At 66.6% G+C, this 14,828-nt stretch carries 16 protein-coding genes; 3 read left to right on the top strand and 13 right to left on the bottom strand.

Annotated features, from left to right (window positions below; translation table 11 throughout):
* The first annotated feature begins 17 nt into the window (after positions 1–17).
* Both EEB18_RS13735 and EEB18_RS13730 read left to right on the top strand, forming a co-directional pair.
* Positions 18–776, top strand: a complete 759-nt coding sequence (locus EEB18_RS13735) for a class I SAM-dependent methyltransferase (protein ID WP_187141030.1) — start codon at positions 18–20, stop codon at positions 774–776.
* Between the two features lie 8 nt (positions 777–784).
* Complete coding sequence (locus EEB18_RS13730; protein WP_187141029.1) at positions 785–1,090, top strand: alkylphosphonate utilization protein; 306 nt, start codon at positions 785–787, stop codon at positions 1,088–1,090.
* A gap of 4 nt (positions 1,091–1,094) precedes the next feature.
* On the opposite strand, the gene EEB18_RS13725 is transcribed toward EEB18_RS13730, so the two are convergent.
* From EEB18_RS13725 to EEB18_RS13695, 7 genes are all read right to left on the bottom strand, one after another.
* The gene (locus EEB18_RS13725) at positions 1,095–1,616 is read right to left on the bottom strand and encodes a cupin domain-containing protein (RefSeq protein ID WP_187141028.1); all 522 of its coding nucleotides are present in this window, start codon (positions 1,614–1,616) and stop codon (positions 1,095–1,097) included.
* Between the two features lie 72 nt (positions 1,617–1,688).
* Positions 1,689–2,984 (bottom strand): acyl-CoA dehydrogenase family protein, encoded by a 1,296-nt coding sequence (locus EEB18_RS13720; protein ID WP_187141027.1) that lies wholly within the window; start codon positions 2,982–2,984, stop codon positions 1,689–1,691.
* 102 nt (positions 2,985–3,086) lie between these two features.
* Positions 3,087–3,911, bottom strand: a complete 825-nt coding sequence (locus tag EEB18_RS13715; protein ID WP_187141026.1) for a TIGR04222 domain-containing membrane protein — start codon at positions 3,909–3,911, stop codon at positions 3,087–3,089.
* A 13-nt stretch (positions 3,912–3,924) separates the two neighbouring features.
* Entirely contained in the window at positions 3,925–4,479 is a 555-nt protein-coding gene (locus EEB18_RS13710) for a glycine-rich domain-containing protein (RefSeq protein WP_187141025.1), read from the bottom strand.
* Positions 4,476–5,807 carry a phosphotransferase family protein gene (locus EEB18_RS13705; RefSeq protein ID WP_187141024.1) on the bottom strand — a complete coding sequence of 444 codons (1,332 nt, stop codon included), beginning with the start codon at positions 5,805–5,807 and terminating at the stop codon, positions 4,476–4,478. Before EEB18_RS13705 ends, EEB18_RS13710 begins: the two co-directional genes overlap by 4 nt.
* A 79-nt stretch (positions 5,808–5,886) precedes the next feature.
* Positions 5,887–6,762, bottom strand: a complete 876-nt coding sequence (locus EEB18_RS13700; protein WP_187141023.1) for an energy transducer TonB — start codon at positions 6,760–6,762, stop codon at positions 5,887–5,889.
* A gap of 67 nt (positions 6,763–6,829) precedes the next feature.
* Positions 6,830–7,483: a hypothetical protein gene (locus EEB18_RS13695; protein WP_187141022.1), complete on the bottom strand. Its 654-nt coding sequence runs from the start codon at positions 7,481–7,483 to the stop codon at positions 6,830–6,832.
* A gap of 101 nt (positions 7,484–7,584) precedes the next feature.
* Here EEB18_RS13695 and EEB18_RS13690 point away from each other — a divergent pair, with 101 nt between their 5' ends.
* On the top strand, positions 7,585–8,400 hold the full coding sequence (locus EEB18_RS13690) for an energy transducer TonB (protein WP_187141021.1): 816 nt from the start codon (positions 7,585–7,587) through the stop codon (positions 8,398–8,400).
* Between the two features lie 6 nt (positions 8,401–8,406).
* On the opposite strand, the gene EEB18_RS13685 is transcribed toward EEB18_RS13690, so the two are convergent.
* From EEB18_RS13685 to EEB18_RS13660, 6 genes are all read right to left on the bottom strand, one after another.
* Positions 8,407–9,189 (bottom strand): enoyl-CoA hydratase, encoded by a 783-nt coding sequence (locus EEB18_RS13685; RefSeq protein ID WP_187141020.1) that lies wholly within the window; start codon positions 9,187–9,189, stop codon positions 8,407–8,409.
* A complete protein-coding gene (locus tag EEB18_RS13680; protein WP_187141019.1) occupies positions 9,189–10,184 on the bottom strand; it encodes a cupin-like domain-containing protein in 996 nt (331 codons plus the stop codon). The genes EEB18_RS13685 and EEB18_RS13680 overlap by 1 nt, the downstream gene beginning before the upstream one ends.
* A gap of 203 nt (positions 10,185–10,387) precedes the next feature.
* Positions 10,388–11,665: a serine hydrolase domain-containing protein gene (locus tag EEB18_RS13675; protein WP_187141018.1), complete on the bottom strand. Its 1,278-nt coding sequence runs from the start codon at positions 11,663–11,665 to the stop codon at positions 10,388–10,390.
* A 103-nt stretch (positions 11,666–11,768) separates the two neighbouring features.
* Positions 11,769–13,106, bottom strand: a complete 1,338-nt coding sequence (locus tag EEB18_RS13670; RefSeq protein ID WP_187141017.1) for a DUF389 domain-containing protein — start codon at positions 13,104–13,106, stop codon at positions 11,769–11,771.
* 2 nt (positions 13,107–13,108) lie between these two features.
* Positions 13,109–14,038, bottom strand: coding sequence for an electron transfer flavoprotein subunit alpha/FixB family protein (locus EEB18_RS13665; RefSeq protein ID WP_187141016.1), 930 nt, complete (start codon positions 14,036–14,038; stop codon positions 13,109–13,111).
* Positions 14,035–14,784, bottom strand: coding sequence for an electron transfer flavoprotein subunit beta/FixA family protein (locus tag EEB18_RS13660; protein ID WP_056345625.1), 750 nt, complete (start codon positions 14,782–14,784; stop codon positions 14,035–14,037). The genes EEB18_RS13665 and EEB18_RS13660 overlap by 4 nt, the downstream gene beginning before the upstream one ends.
* Positions 14,785–14,828: the final 44 nt, after the last annotated feature.

Here is a 14,828-nt window from a genome sequence, read left to right as displayed (position 1 = left end):
AGCAAGGAGTCGATGCCATGAACCGCAAGCTCGCCGCCCCCTTCGCCCTCGCCCTGCTGCTCGCGGGATGCACCGCCGACGGCGCCGCGCCGCCGCCCACCGCCAATTATGCCGCGGCGCTTGCCGACCCCGCCCGCCCCGCGACCGATCGCGAGCGCGACGCGGCGCGCAAACCCGCCGAACTGCTTGCCTTCGCCCAGATCGCGCCGGGCGAGGCGGTCGGCGACTATGTGATGGGCGGCGGGTATGTCACGCGACTGCTCGCCGCCGCGGTCGGCCCCGAGGGCAAGGTCTATGCCTTCCAGCCCGCCGAATTCATCGCCTTCAAGAAACAGTATGGCGACGATCAGGCGGCGGTCGACGCCGCCTATGCCAATGTCGACGCGGTCGGCGGGGCGTTCGCCGCGCCCGCCTTTCCGGTGCCGCTCGACACGATCATCACGGTGCAGAATTTCCACGACCTCTACCTCAAACCCTTCCCCGAAGGGACCGGTGCCAGGGCGAGCGCGGCGCTGTTCGCGGCGCTCAAGCCGGGCGGGACGCTCGTCGTCGTCGATCACAGCGCCGCCGACGGCAGCGGCACGACCTTGTCCGACAGCCTGCACCGGATCGACCAGGCCGCGGTGGTCGAAGCATTGACCCGGGCGGGTTTCAGGCTTGATGCGACGAGCGACATCTATAAACGCCCCGAGGATCCGCGCACCACGAACGTCTTCGACCCCGCCATTCGCGGCAAGACCGACCAGTTCGCGCTACGCTTCCGCAAACCGAAATAGGGACCAACATGGCCGACGATGATTATGTCTATGACGAAGCGAGCGGCGAATGGATGTCCGCAAGCGATATCGCGGCGCGCGATGCTGCCGCATCGGCAGGTCCCGAGGTGCGCGACGCGGTCGGCAATCTGCTCACCGACGGTGACAGCGTGGCGCTGATCAAGGATTTGACGGTCAAAGGCGCGGGCCAGACGCTCAAGGTCGGCACGGTGATCAAGTCGATCCGCCTGACCGGCGACGCGCAGGAAATCGACTGCCGCCACGACGGCATCAAGGGGCTGGTGCTGCGCGCGGAGTTCGTTCGCAAGCGCTGACGCGTCAGTGCTGCGACGGCGGCTTTTCGGCGCTCCAGTTCGGCCGCGCCGCATCCATGCCCGCGACGACCTTGTCCCAATAGGCCTCGGTCCGCCCCTGGAATTTCATGTCGAACGCATCGACGGTGCGGAACTCGAGCACCTCGACCCCCTCGGGTCCGGGCTTGTAGGTATAGGGGACGTCGCGCCCGACGAAGAAGCCGTCGCCCGCGCCCAGCTCCTCGGTCCCGAGTTTGAGCGATCCGGCGATGATATAATAGAGGCAGTCGGCGTCGTGGCTGTGCAGCGGCAGCGCGAAGCCGCTTTTGAACCAGGCATAGGTCAGGCTCATGTGCGGCAGCGCGAACAGCACCTTGGTGACATTGCCCTCGCCCACCCCGGCCGCGACCCAGCGGCCGATGCCCGCCTCGACGATCGGGGTCAGCCCCGCGAGCGTCATCTTTTCGGTCTCATTGAGGTCGGGGGCATCGATGCCCCGATATACGCGGAACGGCGCTGCTTCCGGCTTGCGATCGGCCTCGGCCATGGCTCTCTCCTCTTCCCGTTTCGATTTGCGACGTATCATGCCGCAACGGGAGGAGGAGAGTCCATAGCCCGGTCAGATTTTGCCCAGCGTTTCCCGGCGCGGTCCGAGATAGCCGAACAGATAGGCGCCGACCTTGCGCATCTGGATTTCCTCGGCGCCCTCGGTGATCCGGTAGCGGCGGTGGTGGCGATAGATATGCTCGAACGGTTTGTGGCGCGAATAGCCGATGCCGCCATGCACCTGCATCGCGCGGTCGGCGGCTTCGCAGCACAGGCGGTTCGCCCAGTAATTGCACATGCTGACTTTGTCGGACAGGTTCCGCTCGATTTCCTTGTGCGGCATATTGTCCATGTCCCACGCGGTCTTGCGGATCAGCAGGCGCAGCATTTCGGCCTGCGTCGCCAGTTCGACGAGCGGGAACTGGATCGCCTGGTTCTTCGCCAGCGCCTCGCCGAACGGCTTGCGCTCGCGCGCGTAGCGCACGCTTTCCTCGATGCAGAAGACCGCCGCACCCAGCGACGATGCTGCCTGCCGGATACGGTTCTGGTGGACGAAGCTCTGCGCGATCGACAGCCCGCCGCCGACGGGGCCGAGCCGCGCGCTGTCGGGGACCCACACATCGGTGAAGGTCATGCGCGGGTGGTCGGTCGGCATGTTGAAGGTCCACATATATTCATCGACCGTCATCCCCGGGGTGCCGGTGGGCACCAGCAGGCAGGAGATGCCTTTCGCGTCGCCGTCCTCACCGTCGGTGCGGCAGAAGGTCGCGCAGTGGGTTGCGACATGCATGCCGGTGATCCACATCTTGCGCCCGTTGATCAGCCAGCCCTCGACCCCGTCGCGGGTCTCGCGCACCGCGCGGGTTTCCATATGCGTCGCGTCCGACCCGTGATCGGGTTCGGTCAGGCCGAAGGCAGTGCGGCGCTTGCCTTCGAACCCGCCGAGGATGAACTCCTGCTTCTGCTCCTCGCTCGTCGCGAATTGCTCGAACATCTGGACGAAGGGGAAATTGCCGACGATGCTGTGCTCGTTCTGCAGGTCGTTGTGGAGACCGAGGCCCTTCGCGGCGAAATGCTCGCGGATCACCGCCATCCACAGGTTCGACCCGTCCTTGCCGCCGTACTTCTTCGGCGCCGAAAAGCGCCAGTGGCCCGCGGCATCGGCCTTGCGCGTGGCCGCCTTCAGCAATTGTTCCCAGTCGTGGCGCGGCAGGCCCTGATTGTCCCAGTCGGTGCGCGCATGTTCACGGCGATGGTCGAAGAAACGGATATTGTCGTCGGCGAGTTCGAGCGGCTTGATCTCGGCCTCGATGAAGGCGTCGAGTTCGTCCAGATAGGCCTGCAAATCGGCCGGTACGGCAAAATCCATCTTGTTTCTCCCATGGCTGTCACCTCCGCCTTGCCAGCGTTCGGCGCGCGGCAAAAGGGCAATATGCTTCGTTAGCTAATCTTTTGGTCGCGCGACGGCGCGTCAATCTCCACCTCCGCCGCAACCGCTGCCGCATCCACTGTCGCCGCCGCAGCTGCTGCCGCAGCTGCCGCTCGAATTGGAGCCCTCGGGCGAGTTGTGCGGGTTGCGCAGCGCGTAGAAGGCGGCAAGTTCCGATCCGGCGAGGACACCGGTGCCGAACAGCGCGACGGCGAGGTCGCTTTCGCGCCGCGTCGGTGCGCGCCGCAGCCGTTGATGCTCGCGGCGCGCGTCCTTGACCGCCGCGCGGCCGGCGCGCGTCTGGTCGCTGACGAAGCGCCAGCGGATCGCCAGCGGGATCAGCGTCAGCAGCATCAGCAGCGACAGCACGAAAAGCGGGCCGCCCCGCGCGATGTCGGCGAGCAGTCGGATCGCGCCGAACAGCAACAGCACCGCATAGGGCGCGATCGCCAGCAGCCGCAGGCGACGGTGCTCGTCGGGATCGAGCAGCAGGCCTGCGGATTCGAGCCGGCGACGCAGGGCGACCGCTTCGGGCTGCAACGCCGCAACGATATGGTCCCAGCCGAACGGCGAGCGCAGCGCGAGGATCGCGCGCTCGGCGCCCGAGGACGCCGCCCCGTCCGCCGTGCGGAAAATCTTGCCCTCGACCGCGATCGCACCCGACGCGACGGCGCGCGTCGCGACGGTGTCGGCAAAGCGCGCCTCGCGGCCGGCAAGATAGGCGAGGCTGTCGGGGTAGCGCAGTCGCTGCACCCGGCCCGCAGGACGAAGCAGCCGCGGCAGCAGCCAGGCGACCGGTCCGACGATCATCAACAACAGGAAATATATGCCGATAAAGGCCAGCGGGTCCCAATCGAGCGGATTCATCTCCGGCGCATCCTCATCCCCATGCCCACAGCGCGACCCCGGCCAGCGCTATCACAGCCGCGGCGGTGGCGCCAAGGCGAAGGGTGCGGCGCGGCACGATCCACACATCGGCGAGCGCGACGCGACGCGCGTGCGGGTCGACATGAAAGCGCCGCCACGCCGAGGGCCAGATTTTTTCGGGCGGAAGGGTGCCGAACAGCCGCTCATAGCTCGCCAGTGTTTCGGCGTAATAATGGGCATAACGCCCGCCTTCCTCGGCGCCGCCGCTGGTCGGGCCATGGTGGAGCGGCGCCGCCAACACCTGACCGCACAAGCGATCCCAATAGTCGCGGCTATAGGTAAGGTGCAGGTGCCACGCCTGGTCGACCGCGTCGGACGGCACGACCATATGGCCCGCGGTCATGGCGAGGAACAGGAAGCGGCGATATTCGTCCATCACCGTTTCGGAAAAAGCGGCGGACCAGCCATTTTCCCGGGCCAGCCGAGCCTCGAAGGTCAGGGCGGCGTCGGCGGGACCGACGCGATACTCGCGAAGGGCAATCCAGAGCGGATGCTCTGTGGCGATCATCCGCCCCAGAGGTTGCGCGCCGCGCCGAGCGCGGCATATTTGGGGCTGTCGACCGCGCATTTGTCGATCGCTGCGCGTCGCAACTTCGCAAGCAGGCCGGGTTCGGCGAGCGTCGTCGTCCCCGCCATCAAGGCGGCGGACAAGGCCGCATCCTCGGCGCGCGTCCCGGCATCGAGGTCGCGCATCACGATGCCCAGCGCGTTCATCGCGACGACCGCTTCAAACTTGGCATGGCCCTCGGCGCGCGGCTTGATCGCACCCTCGATCCAGTCGCGCACCGCCTGCACGATTTCGCGGTTGGTCGGCTCGCCCGCCGGTGCGGCGGCGGCGGGCGGCGATGCCGGCAGCGCGCGCGCGCGTTCGGCCTCGGGCGCTTCCTCTTCGAGCAGGAGCACGAGGTCGAGTTCCTGTTCGGCGGTGCGCCGCCCGACGACGACGCGCTCGACCGTGGTGTCGGCACCGCTGCGCCAGGCCTGCCCCATCTGCAGGCAGCCGAGTGCCCACCACAACGTCCGATAGACCAGCCAGAAGCGAAAGCGGGTGCGGTCGACGGGGGTGCCGCCCGCGGCTTCATAGGCCGCGAAATATTCCTCGAGGCTGCCGACCCCGAAGGCGGGGTTTTCGAGCCCGCCGAAACGCCACACGGTCATGCAGCCGAAAGCGAGGTCCTCGTGCGCGTCGCCGCGATGCGCGAGTTCCCAGTCGAGTACGACCGCCAGCCCGTCGGCATCGACCATGATATTGCCCATGCGATAGTCGGCATGGACGAGCACCGGCGGCGCCGGTTCGGGCAGATGATCCTCGCACCATTTGATCGCGAGCGCGATTCCCGGGCGGTCGCCGCCATAGGTCAGGAAGCGCGCCTTCAATTCGGCGAGCGCCGCGGCGGTGTCCATATGCGGGATCGCGTCGGGAATGGTTTCGGCGGGGATCGCATGGATGCGCGCGAGTTCGCGCCCCAGGTCGGCGACGAGCGATGGCGGCGGGCTCGCGAGAATCTTCGCCGGGTTCACCTCGGCGATCACGCGCTTCATCACATAGCCGGTGCCCATGCCGTCGCCGTCCGCCAGCACGCCGACGACTTCGGGCGCCTTCACCCCGGCGGCATGCGCGGCCATCACCAGCGCCGCTTCGGTGACATGGCCATAGGGCCGGTCGGCCATATATTCGGCCGATGGCGCGCGGCGCAGCACATAGGGTTCGCCCGCGAAATCGAACGCCCAGCTTTCCATATTCGCGCCCCCCGACAGGCGGCCGAGGCCCGAGAGCGTTCCGGGGCCGACGGCGCGGGTCATGAAAGCGGCGAGCAGGGTGTCGAGATCGGTCATTACTTTCCGATGCTAAGCTTTTCGGATCATCGCAAGCCGTTTTCGGCTTTCAACGAACGAAGTGCGCCTACACGGGCGGTCAGAACTGGAACTGGACCGCGTTGACATAATAGGACGCCAGCGGCTGCCCGTCCTTGTCGAGCGCTGGCTCAAAGCGCGCACGGCGCATCACGCCCTTGCACACCGCATCGTCGAATGGCTTGCCGTTGGTCGAGCGCTGGATATGGCAAGCGGTGGGAACCCCATCGGCACCGACCGACAGCCGGAAACGCACAAGACCCGGTTGGCCCTTCGCGAGCATGGCGGGTGGATAGTCGTTGCTGTTCAACCATTTTCCCGGCGATCCGACCGGCATCGCCGACCGCGACCGTTCGCGGTGCCGCGCCGCGTCGATTCCCCAATGCTCGAGCAGCTCGTCGGTGCAGCTGTTCATCGCGGTAAAGGCGGCTTTCATCGGCCCCGTCTTCAACCGCACCGGCTGGCGCAGCGGCCGTCCGATCAGCAGGCTGGCCGCCGCGGCCTTGTCGGCCTCGCTGATGGGTCCCGCCGAATCGGGATAATAACCATGCTTGGCGGCAAAACGGCCGTCGTCGGTCGAATAGGGGCGGATCCGGATGTTGCCGCTGAAAATCCAGGCCGGCATATCGTCGCCAACCGTCCCCGGGAAAAACTGGAGCTTCTGCTCGCCCAGCTCGCCGAATGCGATCGACGCTTCGTCCTTGCCGCCTGGCCCGTCGAGAATCGCCCCCGCCAGCGTCAACCGAAAGCCGTCGCCCGGCTCGCCCTGTTCCATCGACAGGATGACCCGCTGCTTGCCCTCGCCGAAAAAACGCGCCAGCCGACAATAGTCATCGGCATAGTGAACATTCCACGGGGTCGTCGGCGCGAGTTCGACCGGCGCCTTCTCGGCGGCCATCGACGGCGCCGCCACGATCAGCGAGGCAAGGCCCGCCATTCCCATCCTGCTTCCCATGGCGCGATGCTACACCGCTGTTTTGGCGCGCGCAATCCGGCGGCGGACCTTAACGCCGCAAGCGGCCCTTCGTCCGCCGGTCGTGCCATTTCGCCGCGAAGTGCAGCCCCCACGCCAGCGGCACCGCGGCGAGGAACCAGCCCCATTGGATGCTCTCGATCATCGTGTCGCCGCCTAGATGCCCGAACATCGCGAGCAGGATCACCGGCGCGATGACGACATAGACCCCGATCTGATACCAGTTATGGCCGCTCGCGATATTCTGCGGATCGATCGGCAGCGGCGCCCGCGCCGCGACCGCCGCCTCGATGGCGTCGCGCCGCTCGCGCCAGCCGCCGATATAATCCCACGCCTCGATCCCGATCGTGCCGGCCTCGACGATGAAGATCGCGAGGCCGATCGCGGGGCCATGAAAGCGCGGCTCGATCGCGAGCAGATCGAGCAGCCAGCCGCCAAGGAAGACCACCGTCAGCAACCCACCGACCGCCCATAGCGCCTGGAACGGCAGCCCCGCGATCATCGCATCGATATGCGTCTCGAGATCGGCGCGCCAGCGCGCGACCTCTTCGGCCTTCACCCCGCGCACCCGCCCGTCGCGCCCGCGATAGGCAGGACCCATCGCGGTCTCGACGAACCAGCGGTCGAAGCGGCGCAGTTCGCCGTCGCGGATCTGCCGCTGCTGATAGTCGCTCGTGAATGCCATGCATCGCCCTCCGCATGCCGCCTTAGCCAAATGCGGTTACCACCCCGATAACAGGCGCTTGACCTTTGCCCGGCGATGGCGAACATCGGGCCATGCGATCTATGCTCCTCACAATATTCGCCGCATCCGCTCTGACCGTCACGGGCACCGCCACCGCGGCGCCAGCGATGTGGCAGCCAGCCGGACCGGCGCGGCTCGACCAGCAGCCGACGCAATGCACGCTGTCGCGCGAATTCACGGTCGGCGAGGAACGGTTGCTCGTCCAGTTCCAGACGACCTTCTCGCTCGCGACCTATCGGGTCACGCTCGCCAGCGCGACGGCGCTGCGCGACACCCGCCCCGGAAAGGTCGAGCTGGCGCTGGCGGGATCGGACGCCGCACGCGAATTCGATGCGCAAACCGGCACCGTACCGAACCGGAAAGAACGCTTGCTACAATGGTACGCGCATGACTTTTACCTGCCGCCGCTTGTAAAGGATGACCAGAATTTCCGGTTTTCAAGCGGCAGGTTCGACGCCGAACTGAGTTGGTCGGGGGCGGGTGAGGCCTTTCGCCAACTCGGCGGCTGCCATGACGCAATCCTCGCGCAGGCGGGCGTCGATACGTCGACCGTGCGCGCAGCGCCCGTGTCGGCAAAGCCCGCAAACGTACCGGGCTACTGGGCAACAAACGCAGACTATCCTTCATCGGCCATGCGCGCGCGGGAGGAAGGCGAGGTCGGCTTCCTCGTCACGATCGGAACCGACGGGAATGTCAGCGAGTGCCGCGTGGCGAGCAGCAGCGGTTTTGCCAATCTCGACGACGGCACTTGCCCGCTCATCCGGCGACGCGCCAAATTCGAGCCCGCGCGCGACGCAGCGGGCGCGCCGGTGACCGGCTATTACCTCGGCCGCATCATGTGGAAAATTCCGCAGTAGAGGGCGTCACCCCGCGCGTTCGCGCCCGCGCTCCATCACCGCGATCCGCCGCGCCTCGACTTCGTCGGCGCTGACGCTGCGGTTCGCCGCCGACGAGCGCTCCTGCTCGAGCGCCATCGCCGCGCCGAAGGGCAGCGCATAGCCGTCGTCGATCAACGCCTTATAGGCGCGCACCATCGCCGGGTCTGCGCTCGCGATATCGCGCGCCAATGCCTGCGCGGCGGGCAGCAGGTCGTCGGGCGCGACCACCCGATTGACGAGGCCCCAAGCGCAGGCTGTCTCGGCATCGAGGAAATTGCCGGTCAGCGACAATTCCTTCGCGCGGCCAATGCCGATCAGCCGCGACAATTTCTGCGACAGCCCCCAGCCGGGCATCACCCCGACCCGCGCATGGGTGTCCGCGAAGCGCGCGTTGGTCGATGCAATGCGGATGTCGCACGCCAGCGCGACTTCGAACCCGCCGGTGATCGCGACCCCGTTGATCGCGCCGATCACCGGCTGCGGGCACAGCTCGATCGCCTTGACCGGATTCTCGTCGGCACCCGTCGCGTTGGCGGCGCCGAGGTTGCTCGTGTCGGCGCCCAATTCCTTGAGATCGAGCCCCGCAGTGAACGCGCGTGTCCCCGCCCCGGTCAACACGATCGCGCGGATGCTGTCGTCGCCGGCAACCTCGCGCATCGCGGCGGCGAGGTCGGCGCGCAGCGCCTTCGACAGCGCGTTCATCGCTTCGGGGCGGTTGAGGGTGACGGTGGCGACACCGTCGTCGCGAGTGATGAGGACGAGGGACATCAGGCTATTTCTCCATAGGATGCGTAATCCTCTACATGGACATTCGGCCGACGAAAGCTGGTAAAACTCATGCTCGCCGACAAATCGAGCGCCTCGACCTGATGCCACCAGCCGACGGGCAGGAAGATCGATTCGCCGGGTCCGATGATCGTTTCCAGCACCGGCGGCGTATCGGCATCGCCCGCCCCGGCGGGCAACGGCTCGTTGGCCCAGTCGGAGAAGCAGTGGCGGCTGTTCTTCATCCGCGCAAAGGCCCAGGGCGGCGCCATCCGCACGCGCTTGCGGCCCAGCACCTGCACCAGCAGATTGTTGGTGAGGTCGTGGTGCCAGGGGGTGAGCGTGCCCCGGGGGCCGAGCCAGAAAAACCCGTCGCGGGTCCGACCGGTATCGAGCAGTTCGATCGGCGCCAAATCGTCCCACAACGGCCCGAGCGCCGCGGCGTTGGTGCCGCTGTTGTAGGCGGTCAGATAGATGTCGTTGCTCGCCTCGTCCTTGCGCAGCCAGTCGACGAATTCGCCGAAGCGTAGGAGGCGCCGATGGTCGTCCTTGGCGAGTTCGTAATCGGGGTCACGCTCGCGCTCGACCTGCGCCTCGACCACCGCATCGCCCGCGAGCGCCGCAAAATGGTCGAGCGACCAGCGCGTCAACGCCGGCCAATGGTTGATCAGTCCGGTCAGCTTCGCGGGACGCCCTGCCTCATAATGGTAGCGATAGAAGAAATCGGGGTCGGGCGCGGCGAGCGTATCGAGGACGAAACCGCCCTCCCCCTCGCGCGCCAGCCGTTCCTGGTTCGCGAACAGCCAGCCCTGCTTCGCCATCCGCGCGGCTTGCCGCCGCAGCATCGCCGCCATCGGATCCTTGCCGAGCCGGTCGATTTCATATTTCGCCGATGCCGCCGACACCCCTGCGCCGACGAGCCGCGCCTGCAGCGCAGCATCATCGTCGCCGGCGGCGAGACCTTCGGCGAGCAACGCGCGCTTGTCGGATTGGGGCATGGCAGAATCTCCTTGGGTCCGCTCAACGTCATCTCGATGACAAAAGGATGACGATAACGCCGATCCTCCCTGTGGCGCAGCCATGGGGAGGTGGCAGCGCGAAGCGCTGACGGAGGGGCTATGGCGCGACGTTGCTGGCCCCTCCACCATTCGCTTCGCGAACGGTCCCCCTCCCCATCGCTACGCGACTGGGAGGATCGCTCTCAGTCGCCCATGGGCCCCTTGTAAGCCGGCCCATAGACCGCCGCGCGGAAATCGCGATGCAGCGTTCCGTCATAGGGCAAAGTCTGGACGAAGAAGACCGCGGTCAGCTTGTTCGCCGGATCGACCCAGAACAAGGTCGAGGCCATGCCGTCCCAGAAAAATTCTCCCGCCGCGCCGCGGCTTTCCTCGGCGGTCAGTGGCTGGCCCTTGCGGACGGCAAAGTCGAAGCCGAACCCGACATTGCCTTTGCTCGGCAACCACGAGCGCTCCTTGATCGCCGGGTCGAGTTGGTCGCTCGCCATCAGCCTGACGGTCGAAGGTTTGAGGATGCGCACGCCATCCAGTTCGCCGCCATTGAGCAGCATGCGCGCGAAACGCTGGTAATCGTCGAGCGTCGAGGCGAGGCCGAAGCCGCCGGGGGTCAGTTTGTGATCGCGAAAGTTCAGCACCTGCGCGGTCGCCGCATCTTGCTGCACCATCTTGCCGTCGCGCTTCTCGTACATGGCGGCAAAGCGCGGCAGTCGCGTGTCGGGCTGGCGCCAGGCGGTCTCGGTCATCTTCAGCGGTTCGAAGATATGGGTGCGGACATAGTCGGCGAAACGCTGGCCCGAGAGCTTCTCGACCAGCGCCGCCTGCACATCGACCGCGATACTATACTCCCACTGGCTGCCCGGCTGGTACAGCAAAGGCACGGTCGCAAGGCGGCGGTTCGCCTCGGAGAGGTCGATGTCGAGCGCGAGCGGCGCGGCGGCGACATAGGCGTCGTGCGCAGGAGTCGGTCCCGCGCCATAGGCGAAGCCCGCAGTGTGGCGGAGGACGTCGCGCACCGTGATCGGCCGTTCGGTGGCAACATAGCGCGGCTGCCCCGCATCGTCCTTGCCCGCATAGACGCGCATGCTCGCATATTCGGGCAGATATTTGGACAGCGGGTCATCGAGGCGGACCTTGCCCGCCTCCCATAGCTGCATCAACGCGACGCCCGTCACCGGCTTGGTCATCGAATAGATTTGCGCGATCGTGTCGCGACGCATCGGGCGGTTCGCGGCGCGGTCGGCCATGCCGGCGGTGCCGAAATAGACCTCGCGCCCGTCCTGCCAGATCAGCGCCGAGACGCCGCCCGCACGGTCGCTGGCGATCATCCGCTGGAGCGCCGCGTCGATCCGCGCCTTGTCGATGCTTAGCGATGGGGTCGCGGTCCGCGCCTGTGCGGGCAATATGGCGGGCGGCAGCGCGACCGCTGCCGCAGCCAGAGCCAGTGCTATTCGCGCGGTCCGCATGAAGCCATCTCCCACGGCCCTTCCTGGCGGGCCTTAGGCTCCGTCTATCGGATTGAACCGCGTTCGTCAGCACGCGCCGCGGTTGAATAGGTCTGCAAGCCGATCAGGGCGCCGCCGCCGGCTCTTCGGGCGTTTCGGCCTCGGTCAGCGCACCATTCTGGATCAGCCATTGCGGGTGTCCCGCCTGCACCGACGCCATGATGCGGTCGATCGCGGCGGCGACCTGTTCGCCTTCGGCCTCGCGGTCGCGCGCGACGACGACGCGGCGCGCCTGTGCGTCGATCAGCACCCGGTCGCGCGGCACCAGCTCGCCGACGGTCAGCCCGGCCAGAATGTTGCGGCTGTCATCCTCGCGCTGCTCGAGTGCCGAAAGGCGGCGGTTGAGCTGTTCCTCGACCTGCGCCGCGGCATTGCTCTGCTGCCGGATCTGGACGATGCTGACGCGCACGTCACGTTTCAGCTTGGCGCGCACCTTCCGTGCGAGGTCGCTGTCGAGCTGCGACGCATAGCGGTCGACAAGGACCACACCGTCGACGGCGACCGCGTCATCCTCGATCCGCACGTTCAGGCTGTCGACCCGGTCGTCCTTTGCCAGCAGGCCGCCAAGCTCGCTCTGCACGGCATTGCGCGCGCCGATCTCGCGGACGATCGAGTTGAGCGACAGCGCCAGCGGGATCGACAAAACCCCGAGCGCCCCGACGATACCGACGACCTGCATCGCCGTATGCTGCCGCGTCAGCGACGGACCGAAATGGTTGAGGCGGGCGACGATCGTCGCGGCGAAGGCGATGGCCAGCGTGTTGGTCAGGAAAAGCAGCGACGCGCCGAGCGCGAAATCCATTCGTCCGGTGACCAGTCCGAACGCGACCGTCGACAGCGGCGGCACCAGCGCAGTCGCGATCGCGACGCCCACCATCACCCCCGACAGCTTGCGCATGATCGCATAGACGCCGGCGATACCGCCAACGACCGCGACGCCGAGGTCGAGCAGCGTCGGCTGGGTCCGCGCCCGCAGTTCGGGCGTAACGTCGGCGATCGGCGAGACCCAGATGATCAGCGCCGCGACAAGGATCGCCACCGCCATGCCCGCCGCGAGCGTGACCAGCGAGCGTTTGATCAAATGGCTTTCGATCGTCGCCAGGCCAAAGCCGAGGCCCATGATCGGCCCCATCAGCGGCGACACGAGCATCGCGCCGATGACCACGGCGGTCGAACTTTGCAGCAGGCCAAGCGTCGCGATCGCGGCAGCGAGGATGATCAGGAGCAGGAATTTCTTGTCGAGCCGTGCGTCGCGCGCGACGCTCGCCAGAATCAACGAGCGGTCGAGGGCGTCGTCGCCCCCGACCGCTTCGTCATTCGCGTCATTCCGCGTTGCCCGTCGGCCGCCCGCGTTGAAGGGGGCATCGCCGAGACCGGGCACGCCGGGATGATCGCCGGTCATCGTCAGATCTTGCCGGTCAGCTCCGGAACGGCGCTGAACAGGTCGGCGACGAGGCCGAAGTCGGCGACCTGGAAGATCGGGGCGTCTTCGTCCTTGTTGATCGCGACGATCGTCTTCGAATCCTTCATGCCGGCGAGATGCTGGATCGCGCCCGAGATGCCGATCGCGAAATAGACCTGCGGCGCGACGATCTTGCCGGTCTGGCCGACCTGATAGTCGTTGGGGACATAGCCCGCATCGACCGCGGCGCGGCTGGCGCCGAGCGCGGCGCCGAGCTTGTCGGCGAGCGGCACGATGACTTCCTGATATTTCTCGCTCGAACCGAGCGCGCGGCCGCCCGACACGATGATCTTCGCCGAGGTCAGTTCGGGACGATCCTGCTTGGCAATCTCGGCGCCCACGAAGCTCGAGAGGCCGGCGTCGCCGCCGCTACCCACGGCTTCGATGGTGCCCGAGCCGCCCGAGGTCGCGGCCTTTTCGAACGCGGTGCCGCGAACGGTGAGGACCAGCTTGGCGTCCGAGCTTTCGACGGTCGCGATCGCGTTGCCGGCGTAGATCGGGCGGGTGAAGGTGTTCTCGCCCTCGACCGACAGGATTTCGCTGATCTGCATCACGTCGAGCAGCGCAGCGACGCGCGGTGCGACATTCTTGCCGGTCGTCGTTGCGGGCGCGAGGAACGCGTCATGGCTTGCCATCAGTTCGGCAACCAGCGGTGCGATATTTTCGGGCAGATTGTGTCCGAAGGCGGCGTTGTCGGCGACATGCACCTTGCCAACGCCGGCGATCTGCGCGGCTTCCTTGGCGACGCCATCGACGCCGCTACCGGCGACCAGCAGATGGACTTCGCCAAGCTTCGATGCGGCAGTGATCACCGCGAGCGTGGCGTCCTTTACCGACGAACCGTCATGTTCGACCCAAACGAGCGTTTTCATGAGTGCACTCCCATGGCTTTCAACTTGGCAACCAGTTCATCGACATCGGCGACCTTGACGCCGGCCGAGCGAACCGGCGGCTCCGAAACCTTGACGACCTTGACGCGCGGCGTCGTGTCGACGCCGTAATCGGCCGGGGTCTTGGTATCGAGCGGCTTCGACTTCGCCTTCATGATGTTCGGCAGCGAGGCATAACGCGGCTCGTTGAGGCGAAGATCGGTGGTGACGATGGCGGGAAGCTTGAGCTTCACCGTCTCGAGGCCGCCGTCGACTTCGCGGGTCACGTTGACGCTGTCGCCGTCGACATTGACCGCGCTGGCGAACGTGCCCTGCGCCCAGCCGGTGAGCGCTGCGAGCATCTGGCCGGTCTGGTTGTTGTCGTCGTCGATTGCCTGCTTGCCAAGGATGACAAGGCCGGGCTGCTCCGCGTCGGCGATGCCCTTCAGGATCTTGGCGATCGCGAGCGGCTCGACCGCATCGTCGGTCTGCACCAGGATCGCGCGATCGGCGCCCATCGCCAGCGCGGTGCGCAGCGTTTCCTGCGCCTTCTGCGGGCCGACGGAAACCGCGACGATCTCGGTCGCGACGCCCTTTTCCTTCAGGCGGATCGCTTCTTCGACCCCGATCTCGTCGAACGGGTTCATCGACATTTTGACATTCGCCAGGTCAACGCCGGTGCCGTCGGACTTGACCCGCGGCTTGACGTTATAATCGAGCACCCGCTTCACGGGGACGAGGATTTTCATGGCTTTTAAAGCTCCTCTCAAAAATTGTGCACTGCGCCATAATT

The sequence above is a fragment of the Sphingopyxis sp. OPL5 genome, assembly GCF_003797775.2.
Lineage (GTDB): Bacteria > Pseudomonadota > Alphaproteobacteria > Sphingomonadales > Sphingomonadaceae > Sphingopyxis.
This window is presented reverse-complemented; position numbering and strand designations above follow the sequence as displayed.